Raw genomic sequence first — 16548 nt, 5'->3', positions numbered from 1 at the left:
TATGAGCAAGACAGTTACATCTTTAGAATTAGAAGACAGACGCGTAGGGAAGGACCTCTATAGCTACCAAAAAGGGGCTATTGATAAGATTTTTAAATGCTTTGAAGAGGCTCCAGAAGATTACCATCTATTATATCAATTACCAACTGGAGGAGGGAAAACAGTTATTTTTTCTGAAATCGTTAGGCAGTATTTAAAACACCATAAGAAAAAGGTGTTGGTTATGACGCATCGAATTGAGCTATGTAGACAAACATCTAATATGCTTGAAGAATTTGGTGTAAAAAACAAAGTGGTAAGTAGTAAAGCCAATTTGGACGACCAGGCACAATACAGTTGTTTTGTGGCTATGGTTGAAACCCTAAACAATCGTTTACAAGAAGATAAATTAGATATTTCTGATATTGGTCTAGTCATTATTGATGAAGCGCATTACAATTCTTTTACCAAGTTATTTAAGTACTTCGAGAAATCTTTTATTTTGGGAGTAACAGCAACCCCTTTAAGTTCGAATATTAAACTTCCAATGAAGGATAATTACGATGAGCTGATTGTAGGTGAAACCATCGAGTCTTTAATTAAAAATGAATTCTTGTCCCAAGCTGAAATTTACTCTTACAATGTAGGTTTAACTTCATTAATTGTTGGTGCTAACGGAGATTATACAGTTAAATCTTCTGAAGATTTATATACCAATAACGACATGCTTACCAAACTGATGCAAGCATACGAAGAACGCTCTAAAGGAAAGAAAACCCTTATTTTTAATAATGGGATTAATACGTCTTTGCATGTATATGATACGTTTCGTGCTGCTGGGTATCCTGTAGCACATTTAGATAATACCAATACCAAAAAGGAAAGACGTAAGATACTAAATTGGTTTAGAGATACACCAGATGCCATACTTTCATCTGTAAGTATTTTAACCACTGGTTTTGATGAACCAACAGTAGATTCCATTATCCTTAATAGAGCGACTAAATCTTTAACTCTTTATTATCAAATGATTGGGCGTGGATCTCGTATTTTGAAGAATAAATCGACTTTTAGCGTTATTGATTTAGGAAATAATTTACATAGGTTTGGACCATGGGGAGCCGATTTAGACTGGCAACGTATTTTTAAATCACCTAATTACTATTTAGATAATATTTTAAGTGATGAAGAGTTAGAAGATAACTTTAGATATGAGATGCCAGACGAGTTACGTGCCGAGTTTGGAAAATCGGATGTGGTGTATTTTAATATCAAGGAAACCTATATAGATGCTGTAAGAAGTGGTGAATCTTCTAAAGTTGTTTTAGAGCGCTCTATCGAACATCATGCTAAAATTTGTATCGAAAATAGCGAAGACCTATATGATGCTTTAGATTTAGCCAAAAAACTTGGGGACGACATAGACTATAGAATCCATAGATATACCAAATGTATTAGTAAAAGCACCTTTAATTTTGTGGCATGGTTGAAAGACGATTACAGAAAAAAACTAAGAGCGTATTTAAGATCTAACTTCGATGAAGTTTTTGAGGAAATACACGGAAGACCAGCAGAATAATTTGTAAGTTGTTTTTAGTAAATTACCACTTTATATGGTGTTTTAAAGGGCTGTTTCATTTTGTGGCATTCATGCCTAAAAGTGATAAATATCAATGGATATCTTACAAATAAATAATATCTTTAAACTTTAAATATAATTCTCATGAAAAAGATATTATTACCAACAGATTTCTCTGCAAACTCCTGGGAGGCTACACTTTATGCTTTAAAACTATTTAAGGATAAAGAATGTGCTTTTTACATCATGCATTCCCTTGAGCCTTTAGTGTCTGCTCCATCTACAGCTGTTTCTTCGAAAAGAGCCAATGAAGCTATAATTAAATCTAGGCTTAATGAATCTAAGCTTGAGTTAAAAAAAGAACTCGAGAAAATACATGAACTTCCTAAAAACGACAAACATAGGTTCGAGACTGTTATTGCTCATGATTATTTTTTAGAGGCTGTAAAAACTTCTGTTAAGAAATTAGATATAGACATCGTGGTTGTTGGAACTAAAGGAGCCAGTGGTATAAAAGAAATGACCATTGGAAGTAATACAGCCAACTTAATCAATAAACAAACCTGTCCTATTATTGCTGTGCCTCAAGATGCACTGTCTAACGACATGTCTGAAATTGGTTTTGCAACCGATCTTAGCATTAGTAATTACGGACATGAGCTTGATTTATTAAAAGAAATTGCAACTTCTAGCAAGTCTAAAATAGCTGCTGTACATGTTATAAACAAGAAAGGGGATTTAACCACGGAATTACTTGCCAAATTGCAAGCGTTAGAAGCGACATTAAAGCCTTTAGAGATGGACTTCTACCTCATTACAGATGTTTCTGTTGAAGTTGGAACTCGTGTGTTTAGTGAAAGCAGAAAGTTAGGCATGCTTTGTATTATTAATAAAAAACGAAGTTTCTTTGAGAAATTATTCAGTAAAAGTAATAGTAAGTCCATAAGTAGTCACCTAAACGTACCCTTGATTATTTTTAACCATGAAAGTTTTAAATAACTAAGAATAAAACACAAATAAAAAAGACGTTACACTATGGATAACGTCTTTTTTTTGGACTAATTAATATAATATTGAGGCTATATTTATTCGTTAGAAGCCATTAGGGCAAAAAACTTGTTAATGTTTGGTAAGATGATAATTCTTGTACGTCTGTTTTTAGATCTATTCTCACTAGTATTGTTATCTACTAAAGGTTGATAAAAACTTCTTCCTGCAGCAATTAGTTTTTCAGGAGCAACATTAAAATCACTTTGTAGCTTTTTAACAACAGAAGTAGCACGTAATACGCTCAAATCCCAATTGTCTTTTACAGCTGCATTTGGAACCATCAGTTTGCTATCTGTATGTCCCTCTACCATAACGTCTAAACTCTCTTCAGAGTTTATAACGTCGGCAATTTTCTGTAAAATATTATTGGCTTTATTACTTACTTTATAACTTCCAGAGTTAAATAACATTTTATCTGAAATAGAAATCATAACCACTGTTTCATTAATATCTATAACAAGGTCTTCATCTTCATTCATATTAGACGAATCCATAGATTTACGCAAGTTGTAACCTACAGCTAAATTCATAGAATCTTTAAGGGTTTTTGCTTGGGCTAAATCGTCTTGGTTGACGTTTTGAAGCGTCGATTCCATTTGCTTTCTCACATCGTTAGAGATTACAATGTCGTCTCCAACAGTTACTATTTTAGCATCGTTCTCTTCTGTTAAAGAACTAATTTTGGTATTGTAAGTATCAATTCTAGATTGGATTTCATCGAATTTAGCTTCTAAATCTTCTTTAGCAACCTGTGTTTTTTGTAATTCGCTTCTTATTTCTCCATTCTCTTGTTCTAATGCTACATATTTCTTTTTTGAGACACAGGCAGTCATTAAAATTCCTGTAAGTATAAAAATTGATAGTTTTTTCATAATATAAGTTTCTTGTTTTTGGGTTTTATATATCTACGCAAGAGATATATTGGTGGACGTTTCATATCTTATTTTATCATTTTTTTAACATTTAAAAACTTATTAGTTCTTTTATAAAGTTTTTACATGTTAAATTTTATTAAAAACTTGACATTTAACACTTTGTCTTTTAAATTTAATAAAAATTTATATGTTATGAAACGATGGATATTATTTATTATATTAATAATTTCGACAAAATTATTTGCTCAGGATCCAATGATACAAAGTCCTGATAGGTCCTTAAACGATGAAGTGGTTGCATTAACAAAGGCCTATAACATGGAGTTGGCTTTAAGTAGTGAACAAATAGGTTTGTTTGAAATTAAATTAGAGGAGTTCTTAATTAGAAGACAAAAAATAGAAGCAAGGCTGGAAGGTGTTGAAAAACTGGAAACCTTATATAAAATGCAAGCACATGAAACCTCAGAGATGCAGGATATATTAACTTCATACCAATTTGAAGTTTACAAAAAGATAAAGCCCAGAATTCAACCTATTGATAAGGTTGAAGCATCTGGCACTTCCAAAAACACCAAAGATTAATACTCATTATTATATTAAGGTAACATGATATTCTTGTTTAAAGAGTTACACGTTAAAACAAATCAAATACAGAACCTAATAACCAGTAAAGGATTAAAAAGACAAAAATAGTTCCGATACAACCACATTTTCCACCACCTATTTTTTTTGCTCCCCATGCAGCGCCAATAATTTGTAGTAATTTCTTCATAAATAATTGAGTATCTATTGTATAACAAGGTACAAAATTTTCAAATGTATTTAATAAAAAAGAATGACATGAATTTGAAGTGAAGTGTTTTGATGGTGTTATTAATCAGGTCAACTAAAAAACTAAGTAAGTAGAATAACAATATTTAGTTTTTAAACGGTATTCGGTCTATAACCACCAAACCACAAAACATTTTTTTAGTTCGCCATTTGGAGATTTTATCCAAACTAAAGGTGCCGTTTTCTTTTCTAAAATAGGGCTAACTGTTTGCATAAATAAGGTATAGGTTAGCCAAGACACCTGAGCATGTGGTTCTATCAACCAATTGGCTTTGCTTGGAATATAAAACTTAGCCATCTTGAATTGAGACAACTCTTCTTGCTTGAGATAAAACCCCATCAAGCAGTCAGGATTAATAAGTTTAAAATTGTAGGTTGTTTTGTTGAAAGGCACAAATAACTGCGCTTTAAATAAGACCTGTTGTTGTATGTCATCTACATGGATGTTGTGTTTCTCCAGATATTTTAAAGTTTCGGGATGATAGAGTAGTGGTAACTGTTTGTTTTTTAGCTTGTCTAGCTTCTGTATTAGACTATCTTTTCGGTTTGGGCCAATCCAATGTTCTAATTCTGAAGTGCCAACAGAGTCATCATACAAATAAAACTTATAGATAATTTCCAGATGCACTGGTTTTTTATCCATTAGTATTAAGGTGTCCATTTCTCCTAACGTGTGCTTTTCTTGTTGGATTTGAAGGTTTTGGAAAACGATTGAAATCTGAGACTGTTGTTTTAATTGATGAAATACAAATTGTTCCACACGTTTTCCTAAGCGAATGTTTTTAGGAAGGGGTTCATTAAAAACTATGGATGTTTTAGAAGGGAGCACGAATTGCTGTAAATGATATACCTCATGCTCAACCCATAAGTTTTGTGTGTTGGCGAATCCTTGGTATTGTAAATTTAACTCTTTAACATCCATAGCTGCAAATTACAAATTCAAGATTTTAACAAGTCATATGAATACAAATTTATTAAAAAAAGCTATTTTTAAGTTCAAAATAAACCAACCTTTAAACACTATGACTTATTTTAAACTCTTATTTTTTGCTTTATTTCTTTGTTTGTTATCCTGTCAATCGGAGAAAAAAGTAGACATAACACCCACACCAGCCGAACCAGAATTTAAAATTGCCTATGAGAAATTCACCTTAGATAATGGGTTAGAAGTTATTTTGCATCAAGACCATTCCGATCCATTAATTGCTGTAGCCACCATGATGCACGTGGGGTCTAATAGGGAAGAGGTTGGGAAAACCGGATTTGCTCACTTTTTTGAGCATATGAGTTTTAACGATTCGGAGAATGTACCAGTAGGTGCCAATAGAAAAATGATTCCAGAATGGGGAGGCAGTAGAAATGGTGGTACCTGGAGTGATGGAACCGTTTATTATGAAGTGGTACCAAAAGATGCCTTTGAGAAAATCCTTTGGATTGACTCAGATCGATTTGGTTATATGCTGAACACTGTGACTGAAGCAGCTCTAGAGCGCGAAAAACAAGTGGTTAAGAATGAGAAAAGACAACGGGTTGACAATGCTGCTTATGGATACACCGATGAGATTATTCGTAAAAACTTATATCCAGAAGGACATCCGTATAGCTGGACAGTTATTGGAGCTTTACCAGATTTACAAGCGGCAACCATAGACGATGTGAAAGCCTTTTACAAAACGTATTATGGCGCCAGCAATGCCTCTTTAGTGATTGCTGGAGATATTGATATAGAAGAAACTAAAAAGCAAGTAGAGAAATGGTTTGGGGAAATTCCGAGTGGGCCAGAGGTTGAAAAACTAATTGCACAACCTGTATATCTAGAAGCTAGCAAGTCTTTATATTTTGAAGACGATTTTGCGAAACTTCCAGAGTTACGAATGGTTTTTCCAAGTGCTGAAGAATACAATCAAGATGTTTATGCTCTGGGAATTTTAGGAAAATTGCTAAGTGGTAGTAAAAAAGCGCCTTTGTATCAAGTGGTTGTAGAAGAACAGAAACTAGCCCCATATATTGGAACTTATCAATCTAGTAATGAACTGGCCGGAGAATTTATATTTCGAGTTAGAGCCAATGAAAACACCGATTTAGATTATGTTAAAAAAGCCATAGATGAGGGATTGGCACGTTTTGAAACTCAGGGGGTTGATGCAGGCGACTTAAAACGAATTAAAGCCGAATTAGAAACCAATTTATATCAAGGCGTTAGTACGGTTTTAAACAAAGCCTTTCAGTTGGTTCAGGATAATGAGTTTAGAGGCGATCCAAGTTATATCACACAAACAGCCAAACTTACCAATGCGGTAACTGCTGAAGATGTGATGCGTGTTTATAATCTCTACATAAAAGATAAAAACTACGTGATGACCAGTGTGGTACCAAAAGGACATTTGGATTTAGCAGTAGAAGGTAGTGTAGAAGCTACTGTATGGAAAGAGCAAGTGGTGCAAGACGTTGCAAACGAAGAAGTGAGTCAGGGGGAAGAAGCCGTTTACGAAAAAACACCCAGCAAGCACGATAGAAGTGAACCTCCGTTTGGAGAGTTGCCATTATTTAAGTCGCCAGACATATGGGAAGGCTCTCTTGCTAATGGTTTAAAACTTTATGGGATTCAAAACAACGAAGTGCCTTTGGTACAGTTTGAAATCACCATTCCTGGAGGGGAATTATTAGATCCAAAAGGTAAAGAAGGAGTTTCTAGTTTGTTTGCCGATTTAATGATGGAAGGAACCGCCACTAAAACCCCAGCCGAATTAGAAGAAGCCATTGGATTACTTGGTGCATCTATCAATCTGTTTTCCAGCAAAGAAGACTTGCATATTACAGGATCTTGTCTGACTAAAAACGTGACAGCCACCATGGGGTTAGTCCAAGAAATACTATTAGAACCACGTTGGGACGAGACAGAATTTATAAGATTAAAACAAGCCTTAGAAACCAGTTTAAAAGGGAGGGAAGCTAACCCTAATGCCATTGGCTATATGGCTTTAAATAAATTACTATATGGAGATTCTCACCGATTTGGCATTCCAGGTTCTGGAACTTTAGAGAGTACCAAGGATATTAGCATGGACGATTTAAAAGCCTATTATGAACATTTATCTCCTAAAAATGCCTCTTTTCATGTGGTTGGTGCTATTTCGCCATCGGAAACAGAAGCTGCTTTAGCAGGATTAACCGAATGGACAGGAGATTCCATCGAGATTCCAAAAGAAACTCTTCCTAAGAGACCTTTAAAAGGAACCTTATACTTTATTGATGTACCTGATGCGAAACAATCGGTTATATATATAGGAAAACTGGCCTTATCTGCTACCCATGAAGATGCGAATAACTTACAATTTGCCAACGAAATTATAGGAGGAGGCTCTAGTGGTAAGCTGTTTCAGACCTTACGGATCGAGAAAGGCTATACTTATGGGGCCTATTCCAGAATTGGTAATAGTGAAGAAGTAGCACCAATTTATGTGCAAACCAGTGTAAGAGCGAATGCCACTTTGAAATCTTTAGAGATTATAAAAAATATGTTGAAGGATTACGCCAGGGAATTTACTGATGATGAAGTGGCTATTACCAAAAATAAGATTCTGAAAGCCAATACTACAGCTTACGAGAGTTTGGGGGCTAAATTAAATGTTTTAACGGAACTAAGTAAATACAACAAACCAAATACCTTTTTAGTAGATGATCAAAACGAATTGATTTCTATGAAACTAAATGATTATCAAGCTATTATTAGAAACTATTATAAGGAATCTGATATGATTTATGTTGTAGTTGGTGATAAGGCGACTCAATTTTCTGAAGTTAAGAAACTAGGAAAGCCTGTAATAGAATTAGATATTTACGGGAATAAAAAATAGTTTTTAAAATAGCTTAGTATTTAAAAACACACAAGCCATCAAACGGTTGTGTGTTTTTTTTTGTGATACATGGACGTTTGCTTGATGGTCTTAAAAAGAGGGAGAAAGATTATTCAGATGAGGGTCATTTATATACTGAATGCCATTGAAAGCATGGGGTTCTTTAAAATTTCTATTTTACATAATATAAATTATAATACATATTGTTAATGTAGCAAATTGGTGTATAGCTTTGCTATTTTAGCATAATTGTAGATATAGTGCCTTTAGGTCTATATCGTCAACAATTATGTAAAAACCAATTTGCGATTTAGTTTTCATTAATTCGTTAGCTATAATTCTATACTATCTAAAATATCCCAGAATGTTTTGTTTCCATAAGAAACGTTTGTACTTGGGGCATTAAACAGTATCGTTTTTTACTTTTCGATAAATTTAATATTCTGTACAATTGTTCAAGTTTTTTTAAATACGCGATTCTCAAGAAACATTCGAACTACAAATTTGATACTATAATTAGCCGTTATGTAAAATTACTCACACCTTTAATATTCAATAAACCTGTGTTTGTGATTATAAATCAGAGATTTATAGTTACCGTTGCCAACGCTCGATTGTTTTATAACACAAATGCAAAGCATTCACGAGCTCCAAATTATTAAATAGAAATAACGCGAGTAATTATCCATCGCTTGCCAACGCCAAAATAAAAGCTAACCTTTTTAGGCTGTATTAAAAATCGTGTATTCGATAAAATGTAAGTAATAAAAAATTTTACGCGATTCTCGTGACTTGTTATATGTAGAACTTCAATTTATCCTTTTTTAAAATATTCTTATCTATTTTTCTTGATAAAAAATAAAACAAAAAAACAAGGCTGCATAAACTTTTGGAAACAATTTGCGGCTCATTCCCTATATTTTAGGAAACATTGTAACTCATTTACATTAACTTTGAAATCCCTTGTACAATTGAAACTTTTAAAAAACTGTATTACTAAACCCCTAAAATATGCACGCTCACTTCACCTTATTGTTTTACCAAAATTTTATGAGGCCAAGTTAAAATCGAGATTCTATTTTACATAATACTATTTTATAAATTTTCAATATTAAAAATACTTCCATTAAACCAATTATTTATAGTTGCCATAGCTGGCACATCCATTGAAGAAAGTGTAAGAATAACCAGGTTATTTTTTGCTCTAGAACAGCAAACATATAGTAGATTCTTACTTCGATTAAACCTATTTTGGTTCTCTATATTATTAGCAAATACATCATTAAACTTATACTGATTCCACGAATCATCATCAATAACAACAAGTACATTTTCAAATTCAGCACCTTTTACACCATGTTTGGTGGAAAATGGCGTTAATTCTTCTATATATTTATATAAATAAATGAATTCTTCATATTTCATTTTCATTAATGATTCATAAAAGCTCTTTTTATTTTCATTTCCTTCATCATCTAACTTATCTATAAATTCAGCCATTTTTATGGGTTTAACTAATAGACTGTTATCAAATACATATTCAAGAACTTCTTTAATTGATTTATTCTTTCTCAATTCAATAAGGGTTTTTACTAAATCACTTATGATTTTTTTATCTTCATGTTTATAAATTTTATAATCTGAAACACCAAGGAGTTTTATAAATTCACCGTATTTTTTATCCTCAAAAAGCTCAACAAATTTTTCAATTTTATTTAAAATAAAATTAGCAAATAGCTCTTCTTTATTTAATAGTCTCTCTCTTCCCCATCTTCCTAATATTTGATATGTTGCTAAAATTGTTTCATAGCCTAATTTATTTGCTATTCCACGATGAGTTAACATAAGAACTTTTGTGTTTAAAACTCCATCTTTATCTGTTTCAAATTCCCATCCTTTATTTTTTAAAAAATCAAGTGTTTTTTTATAATTATCTGCGTTTGCAATGTCATTATTACAATTAATAAAAAAAATACTTCCATTTTTATTATCTCCTGCAGCGTTTTGTGTTAATTCTGGACGTATGACATTTAAGAGATTTATTACTTCTTTAGAACACCTATAATTATCTTTTTTGGTAACCATTACAAGATTTTCATGTTCAATCTCCCCTACTCCTTGGTTATAAATTTTTTGCATAGAATCTCCAAAAAAACCTAAAGTAATATTTCCTTTATTTTTAGTTAATAAATCATCAAGAAGTAATTTTACTGTGATTTCTTCGGTATCTTGATATTCATCGATAAATATATATGGGAATTTATTTGTTACTATTTTTCCCATTTTTGGATACTTTTCAAATATTCTAGCAGAGAATTTAATAACATCTTCATGCGTAATTCTTCCTTCTATAAGTTTTCTACCGTATTGACTATATGTAATGGTTTGAGACCCTAATATTGTATCAAGTTCTTCAATAGGTTTTCGACTTTCATCCTCATTATATTTTAAAATCTCAACTTTAAGTTCCTTCTGGTAATTCTTTATTACATACCATAAAAACTCATGTATAGTTAATGCTAAAACTAAAGGGTTGTTATCAATTCGTTCATTAATTTCATCTACTGCTACATTTGTATAGGTTATACATGCAATAGCCTTGTTTGAGTCATTTAAAGATTTTGATTTAGTTTCAATAAGATATTTTAAACTTTCTATTAATGTTCTTGTTTTACCAGAGCCTGCTCCAGCTTCAAGTAAAAAACTTTGTTTTTCACTTAACAACTTTTTAATTTGTTCTAATACTTCCATTATTCCGCTAAAATTTCATCTTTCTCCAACCATGCAAGACCTTCATTAATGTATTTTGGAACATTCCATTGTTCCATTAACATAATATCAAATGCAAAATCAGTTTTACTTTTGGACATTTTTTCGGCAATCTCATAAGCATTATTATAAATTTCATCTTTGGTCTTTCCATTAAACCTTTTGTCAATTATTTCTCCTGTTGCTTTTGTAAGCTTTTCAGCATTTGCAAGTATGAAAGCGTCCTCAAAGCTTCTTCCACAATCTTCTTTTTTAACACCATTTTCAGGAATTTGATATGCCACTTTTATTCTTTTAGATTTACTGAGTTTATTTTTGTCATCTAATTTTATTAAATCATCTAATAAAGTTTTTTCAGGAAGCCAATTCTTTAAGACAGCATTACTTGTTTTATCACCTTTACTTACTTTACAAGCTTTATTACTATCCGCACTATCAATTGAATCTAAATCAGTAATGACTAATGTTTTAATATTCAAAAATTCCAAAAATTCTTTAAATCTATGAGCATAAGCTCCACCAACTTCAATTAGTGAAAGATACTGAGAATTTAATTTTTTGAACTTGTTACTTATGATTTCTGATAACAATAATCTTTCTACTGTTCCTTCTACCATGATTACTTTATCAGCAAAAAACATATCGCAATTTTTTAAAACTAAATACTGCTTTAAAAACTTAATAGTTTCGGGTTTTTTTACCTCTATTTCATTCTTGAAATCTGACAAATTTTTAATTAAAAGATTGTCTGAAGTATTATCGAAATATCTTATTCCTTCAAATGACCCTTTTTCAACAACATGAGAAGAATGTGTTGTGATAATAACTTGAACATTCCAATCATGTTTTTCTTTAATGAAATCATTGATATTTTTAATAAAAACTTGTTGCATTTGAGGATGCAAATGTGCTTCTGGCTCTTCAATAAAAATTACTTGAAAATTTGGTCTAGGTTCTCTTTTATCATATGCCTCATAAAAACTTATGAATTGCAAAATCATATATATTAAATTGCTATATCCCAATCCATTATATGATTCAGGTAAAACACTTGTATCTTGATTATAAAATAATTGAGTATTACCTTTAAGAATATTTTCAGCATCAAATAGTGATTTAATGATTAATTTTTGAAGTGTAACACCATCTTCTATTCCAAATTTTTCTAAATCCTTAAATATTCCTTGGAACAACTTTTTATAATTTTCATCTAACTCGTCTGAAAATTTACTCAATAATCCTTCAATAGTTTTAACATCATCTTTAAACTGCTCTTTATTTAGTCTATAGTAATCTTCAAATCCTTTTGAAAGTCTCTTATTTTTATCTTTTGCTTGGTCATCAAGGTTTCTTTGTGCATAAATAAATTGAGTAATAAAAACATTTTCTATAAGAGATTTACGTTCTATTTCTCTGTAATTATCCAAATCGTTTTTATCAGTCGAATAAAATTTAATTGTGTAATAATTTTTCAGATTTTGTTTTACAAATTCTGCAAAATCATTGTTATAATCACCGCTATATTTTATAAACTCCTCAATAAATAATTCTTTTTCATTTATACTAAATAGACACTTTATGTATACATCTTTTCTGCTTTCATCCAAGTCCATAATAAATTCAGAGAGTGAACCTAATTTGCCATCATCATTGTCATCATATTCAATATAAATTCCTAATTCTATTGATGGTAATAAATCCTTAAAAACTTTTTCCAATTTATCCTTATCATCTCCATCTTCTAATGCTTTGTATTCTTTATACTTATTGAGTGCCTCATTAAAATTTTTAAGAGATTTAATCGATAAATCTTCAAAAATAAAAGTAGAATTCTCATAACTAAAGAAATTATTGAAAATTTCAATTACAGAAGTTTTACCACTATTATTCCTTCCTACAATTAATGATATTTTATCATCAAGTGAAATTTGGATATCTTCAAGTAATCTGAAGTTTTTTATTTCTACATTTTTTATTTTCATTCTATTATATATGTTTTTTCTTCAATTATGAATATGAAGTAATATTTAAGCAATATTGTTTAGATAATTAATTAAATAGGGAGAGTTTAAATATAATAAATTTTGTAGGAATTGTTCTGGAGTAAAACAGTAAATTTTATAATAATATATCAGAAGAAACTTTTCTAATTGCAGTTTAATAAAATTGCAGTTTTATTTTTATTTTAGTCCTTTATAAAATAAAAAATGTTTTAAAGGCTGAATGAATTAAATTGTTTTTATGGCATCTTTAACTATATCGTAATGATCAAAAACTAATTTAAGATTACTTAAATCTGATAAATGCTTCCAAAATACTTTTTTAGCATCTCCTCCATCTTTTATTTTTACAGATTCAGAATTTACAAAATATTTAAAAGCAATAGAAACGACTTGCGTTCGAGGATCTCTATTAGGTTTTGAATAAACACCTAAAAACAATAATTTACTGGTTGCAATTGAAGTTTCTTCAATTAATTCTCTAATTGCTGCTTCTTCAACAGATTCTCCATACTCAACAAAACCTCCAGGAAGAGCAAAACCAAATGGCTTTTTCCATCTATCTATTAAAAGCACTTCCTTCTTTTCATTTATTACAACTATATCTACTGCGACTTTGGGATAAATTTTAAATAAAGAATTTAGTTTGAATTCTATTTGGTCATTAAAAGTTTTAACTCTACAATACTTTTCAGTTATTATACCTTTCAATAACTCAAAAGACATTTCACTATTGTAAAAAGGAATTACATAGTCAAATTTTTCTTTTTGTTCCAATTCATTATTTATCAGTTTTATTCTATCCTTAACATCCTCCTTATAGTCAATTTCCCTTTTTTTTAAATGATTAATTAAATCTTTATAATTTGCAGGTTGTACAAAAATCAAAATAGATTTCGGAAAAATATTTTTGAATTTTTGAGCCAAAAAGACATCTAATATAAATATTGCATTTCTCTTATCATCAATAGCTTCCTCTAATTCTGTATTTAATAATCCATACCAATTATCATATATATTAGTATTAACTAAAAATTGATTATCATCTTTTAATTTGAAAAATTCGGAATCATCAACAAAATAATACTCACTTTCGTCCTCATTAGGTCTTTGTGATCTTGTCGTATGTTTTCTGGGAAGATAAAAATCAGAAAAATTCTTAACTACATTTTTACATAGAAAACTTTTTCCAACTCCAGAAGGACCTCCAATTATAAATATCATTTACCAGTCTTTTGTGTATAATAAAGAAATAATAACAACTAAAGTCAGTATTAAATCAAATATCCAAATACCTAAAAACAAATTATTGCCTTTAATAGCTAAAGAAAAAGTTAGCAGAATAGCAGATATATTTATACCAACAAAACCGATGACTAAAAATAAAGTATTCATAAACTTTCTCAAACTTCTAAACTTATCTTCATTTCTATGGAATAATTCCCATGTACTGATTTTATCCAAGACATCCTCAATTTTGTAATTGTAATTTTCATCAGAAGAATTCAATGTATTTAAAACTTTTAAGGGAAATTCTTGCTCAAAAAATAATTGAAGCTTAGATATCATTAAATCGTTATTCAAATAAACCCAATATATACAAGTTGAAATTACCGGAATTAATAAAAAAAATGAATATTCAATTGGATCACTTGAAAAAGCAACTGATAATATAGCTCCAATTGCTAAAAAATTTGTTAAATATGTATTCTCTCGTATTGCAATTCTTGTTGTCTGTTCAGCTTTTAAACTACTATATTCACTTTGTAATACACCTACAAGGTTGTCTTTTACATCATTTGGAAAACTATAAACTTCAGAAGGTATATTCTCTTCTAATTCGTTTGTATCTTCTGCCATAAAATTAATTTTAAGGTTTAATTATTGTTAGCTCATAATTTTGAAATAAACCAGATTCAACTACCCCAACGATATTTTTAATTTCTTTTTCCAAATTCCCTTTAATAAATTCAAAATCAACATCTAAGATGAAATTTCCGTTTTCAGTAATTACTGGACCATCCTTTTTTTGAGCAATTCTTAAATCTATTTTAATTGCATTCATCTCTATCAAACAATTCCTAACATAATTTATAGAATCAGGATATATTTCAATTGGAACTTTAAAGTTTGTGCCTAAGTTATCAACCATTTTTGTTTCATCTACAATAATGTAATTTTTATTGCTCGATACTAGTAATAATTTTTCTCTAAACATTGCTCCACCACGACCTTTAATAAGATTATTATTAGGATCTACTTCATCTGCTCCATCGAAATACCAATCTGGTTTATCCTGTTTTAAAGTGGTTAATGATAAACCTAATGATGAACAAGCTAGTTCTATTTCAAAAGAAGTAGGTATAACTTTAATATTTAAGTTTTCAGATTTTACTTTTTTTGCAATATGAGTTAATGAAAGAAAAACTGTTGATCCCGATCCTATACCAATGGTTTGGTTGTTCTTTACAAAACCAGCTATTTTTTGAGCAACAATTTCCTTTTGTTCTTTATTAGTTATTTCAAGTCCCCAATCGAAACTATCACCTATACTATTTTTCCATTTCATTAAGCAAGAATTTTTGTTATTAATTTATGGAATATAGCAATTAAATTCTCAGTATGTAAAGTTGATGTAAAGCAAAATAACCTTATTTCACTTCTAAAAGCTTCATCTAATACTTCTTCATTAAAAATAACTTCACCATTAATATTCTTATGCTTATTTGCAAACATAGAAATTCCATTACCAGATAAATCAAGGGTTAGGCAATAATTGTTTTCACTAGAATTTATAAAGTTAGCTGCTTTATTCCCCAATGATTCAAAATCTACTTCTGTAACATCATCATAAGTACCAAGGTCTACAATGCAATCCAAATAATTTTCTGAAAGTTCCTTTATTATCAAGGATTTTTTAAAAAAGCTTTTATTATCAGAAATAATACCAATTTGTTTCATAATTGAATTTTATACACTTAAAGGGAAGTCTTTAGAAATTAACCTTTGTGCCATTATTAAAATATTTTTATAGTAATTTAAGTTTCTAGGAACAAATGATTCTTTATTTATTAAAAAATCAATTGTCTCATTTTTTTTATTTTTTTCGTACTTATGTAGCTTTAGATTAACATTATCAATTTCATTGTTAAATAATTTTATACCAACATCTGTATTTAACCACATAAGACCACTAACTTCATTTTTGTCAGGGCTTATTGTATCAAGAGATAAATTCTTTTTCAGTAAGTATATATATTGAAATTCTCTATTTCTCATTTTATTATAATTTGTCATTTCAATTCTTGAACCTAAGAAATATAAATCTTCTTTTTCATAATTGAAACCTAATTCTTCATTTATTTCCCTTAATCCTTCTTCGGAAGTTTCTTTTACTTTTAAATGACCAGCAGCACTAATATCTAAAAAATCAGGAAAACTTACATTTGAACCTCTTTTTTGAATTAATATTGAATTTAATTTTTCTGAAACAACCCAGCAATGTACAGTCTTATGCCATAATCCATATTTATGAGCTAAATCACGACTGACAGAATCGAGATAGTTCATATCAGTATCAAAAACATCAATTTTTTCACTCATTAATT

Annotated in this window: 14 protein-coding genes; 4 read left to right on the top strand and 10 right to left on the bottom strand. The window is 30.1% G+C overall.

All coding sequences use genetic code 11. The features are described from left to right. The first annotated feature begins 1 nt into the window (after position 1). Together OS191_RS02375 and OS191_RS02370 are read left to right on the top strand one after the other, a co-directional pair. Positions 2 to 1558, top strand: coding sequence for a DEAD/DEAH box helicase (locus OS191_RS02375; protein WP_267154107.1), 1557 nt, complete (start codon positions 2 to 4; stop codon positions 1556 to 1558). A 144-nt stretch (positions 1559 to 1702) separates the two neighbouring features. Beyond that, on the top strand, positions 1703 to 2557 hold the full coding sequence (locus OS191_RS02370; protein ID WP_267154106.1) for a universal stress protein: 855 nt from the start codon (positions 1703 to 1705) through the stop codon (positions 2555 to 2557). A gap of 86 nt (positions 2558 to 2643) precedes the next feature. Here OS191_RS02370 and OS191_RS02365 read toward each other — a convergent pair whose 3' ends face one another. Then, positions 2644 to 3480 (bottom strand): OmpA/MotB family protein, encoded by an 837-nt coding sequence (locus tag OS191_RS02365; RefSeq protein WP_267154105.1) that lies wholly within the window; start codon positions 3478 to 3480, stop codon positions 2644 to 2646. Positions 3481 to 3675: 195 nt separating this feature from the next. On the opposite strand from OS191_RS02365, the gene OS191_RS02360 reads away from it, so the two are divergent. Next, on the top strand, positions 3676 to 4065 hold the full coding sequence (locus tag OS191_RS02360) for a hypothetical protein (RefSeq protein ID WP_267154104.1): 390 nt from the start codon (positions 3676 to 3678) through the stop codon (positions 4063 to 4065). Between the two features lie 52 nt (positions 4066 to 4117). Here OS191_RS02360 and OS191_RS02355 read toward each other — a convergent pair whose 3' ends face one another. Together OS191_RS02355 and OS191_RS02350 are read right to left on the bottom strand one after the other, a co-directional pair. After that, positions 4118 to 4255, bottom strand: a complete 138-nt coding sequence (locus OS191_RS02355) for a hypothetical protein (protein ID WP_267154103.1) — start codon at positions 4253 to 4255, stop codon at positions 4118 to 4120. A 168-nt stretch (positions 4256 to 4423) separates the two neighbouring features. Then, positions 4424 to 5236 (bottom strand): DUF1853 family protein, encoded by an 813-nt coding sequence (locus OS191_RS02350; RefSeq protein ID WP_267154102.1) that lies wholly within the window; start codon positions 5234 to 5236, stop codon positions 4424 to 4426. Between the two features lie 37 nt (positions 5237 to 5273). On the opposite strand from OS191_RS02350, the gene OS191_RS02345 reads away from it, so the two are divergent. After that, positions 5274 to 8171 carry a M16 family metallopeptidase gene (locus OS191_RS02345; RefSeq protein ID WP_267154101.1) on the top strand — a complete coding sequence of 966 codons (2898 nt, stop codon included), beginning with the start codon at positions 5274 to 5276 and terminating at the stop codon, positions 8169 to 8171. A 1095-nt stretch (positions 8172 to 9266) separates the two neighbouring features. On the opposite strand, the gene OS191_RS02340 is transcribed toward OS191_RS02345, so the two are convergent. The 7 genes from OS191_RS02340 to OS191_RS02310 all read right to left on the bottom strand — a co-directional run bounded on the left by OS191_RS02340 (position 9267) and on the right by OS191_RS02310 (position 16543). After that, positions 9267 to 10922: a UvrD-helicase domain-containing protein gene (locus tag OS191_RS02340; protein WP_267154100.1), complete on the bottom strand. Its 1656-nt coding sequence runs from the start codon at positions 10920 to 10922 to the stop codon at positions 9267 to 9269. Further along, a complete protein-coding gene (locus OS191_RS02335) occupies positions 10922 to 12922 on the bottom strand; it encodes an ATP-dependent nuclease (RefSeq protein WP_267154099.1) in 2001 nt (666 codons plus the stop codon). Before OS191_RS02335 ends, OS191_RS02340 begins: the two co-directional genes overlap by 1 nt. A gap of 246 nt (positions 12923 to 13168) precedes the next feature. Next, positions 13169 to 14164 (bottom strand): NUDIX domain-containing protein, encoded by a 996-nt coding sequence (locus OS191_RS02330; RefSeq protein WP_267154098.1) that lies wholly within the window; start codon positions 14162 to 14164, stop codon positions 13169 to 13171. Then, entirely contained in the window at positions 14165 to 14800 is a 636-nt protein-coding gene (locus OS191_RS02325; RefSeq protein ID WP_267154097.1) for a hypothetical protein, read from the bottom strand. It lies immediately after the preceding gene. Positions 14801 to 14810: 10 nt separating this feature from the next. Continuing rightward, positions 14811 to 15509: a ribose 5-phosphate isomerase A gene (rpiA, locus tag OS191_RS02320; RefSeq protein WP_267154096.1), complete on the bottom strand. Its 699-nt coding sequence runs from the start codon at positions 15507 to 15509 to the stop codon at positions 14811 to 14813. Then, a complete protein-coding gene (locus OS191_RS02315) occupies positions 15509 to 15901 on the bottom strand; it encodes an RpiB/LacA/LacB family sugar-phosphate isomerase (protein ID WP_267154095.1) in 393 nt (130 codons plus the stop codon). Before OS191_RS02315 ends, rpiA begins: the two co-directional genes overlap by 1 nt. A gap of 9 nt (positions 15902 to 15910) precedes the next feature. Further along, positions 15911 to 16543, bottom strand: coding sequence for an NUDIX hydrolase (locus tag OS191_RS02310; RefSeq protein ID WP_267154094.1), 633 nt, complete (start codon positions 16541 to 16543; stop codon positions 15911 to 15913). Positions 16544 to 16548 lie beyond the last annotated feature (5 nt).

This window comes from Xanthomarina sp. F2636L (assembly GCF_026410195.1).
Lineage (GTDB): Bacteria > Bacteroidota > Bacteroidia > Flavobacteriales > Flavobacteriaceae > Xanthomarina.
Note: the sequence above shows the minus strand (reverse complement) of the source record. Positions and strands in the feature narration are given on the sequence as shown.

Excerpts from the sequence above, each read along its gene's own strand:
- OS191_RS02365 (WP_267154105.1), bottom strand. The coding sequence starts at position 3,480 with ATGAAAAAACTATCAATTTTTATACTTACAGGAATTTTAATGACTGCC.
- OS191_RS02335 (WP_267154099.1), bottom strand. The coding sequence starts at position 12,922 with ATGAAAATAAAAAATGTAGAAATAAAAAACTTCAGATTACTTGAAGAT.
- OS191_RS02375 (WP_267154107.1), top strand. The coding sequence starts at position 2 with ATGAGCAAGACAGTTACATCTTTAGAATTAGAAGACAGACGCGTAGGG.
- OS191_RS02350 (WP_267154102.1), bottom strand. The coding sequence starts at position 5,236 with ATGGATGTTAAAGAGTTAAATTTACAATACCAAGGATTCGCCAACACA.
- OS191_RS02325 (WP_267154097.1), bottom strand. The coding sequence starts at position 14,800 with ATGGCAGAAGATACAAACGAATTAGAAGAGAATATACCTTCTGAAGTT.
- OS191_RS02315 (WP_267154095.1), bottom strand. The coding sequence starts at position 15,901 with ATGAAACAAATTGGTATTATTTCTGATAATAAAAGCTTTTTTAAAAAA.
- OS191_RS02360 (WP_267154104.1), top strand. The coding sequence starts at position 3,676 with ATGAAACGATGGATATTATTTATTATATTAATAATTTCGACAAAATTA.
- OS191_RS02345 (WP_267154101.1), top strand. The coding sequence starts at position 5,274 with ATGAATACAAATTTATTAAAAAAAGCTATTTTTAAGTTCAAAATAAAC.
- OS191_RS02340 (WP_267154100.1), bottom strand. The coding sequence starts at position 10,922 with ATGGAAGTATTAGAACAAATTAAAAAGTTGTTAAGTGAAAAACAAAGT.
- rpiA (WP_267154096.1), bottom strand. The coding sequence starts at position 15,509 with ATGAAATGGAAAAATAGTATAGGTGATAGTTTCGATTGGGGACTTGAA.
- OS191_RS02355 (WP_267154103.1), bottom strand. The coding sequence starts at position 4,255 with ATGAAGAAATTACTACAAATTATTGGCGCTGCATGGGGAGCAAAAAAA.
- OS191_RS02330 (WP_267154098.1), bottom strand. The coding sequence starts at position 14,164 with ATGATATTTATAATTGGAGGTCCTTCTGGAGTTGGAAAAAGTTTTCTA.
- OS191_RS02370 (WP_267154106.1), top strand. The coding sequence starts at position 1,703 with ATGAAAAAGATATTATTACCAACAGATTTCTCTGCAAACTCCTGGGAG.
- OS191_RS02310 (WP_267154094.1), bottom strand. The coding sequence starts at position 16,543 with ATGAGTGAAAAAATTGATGTTTTTGATACTGATATGAACTATCTCGAT.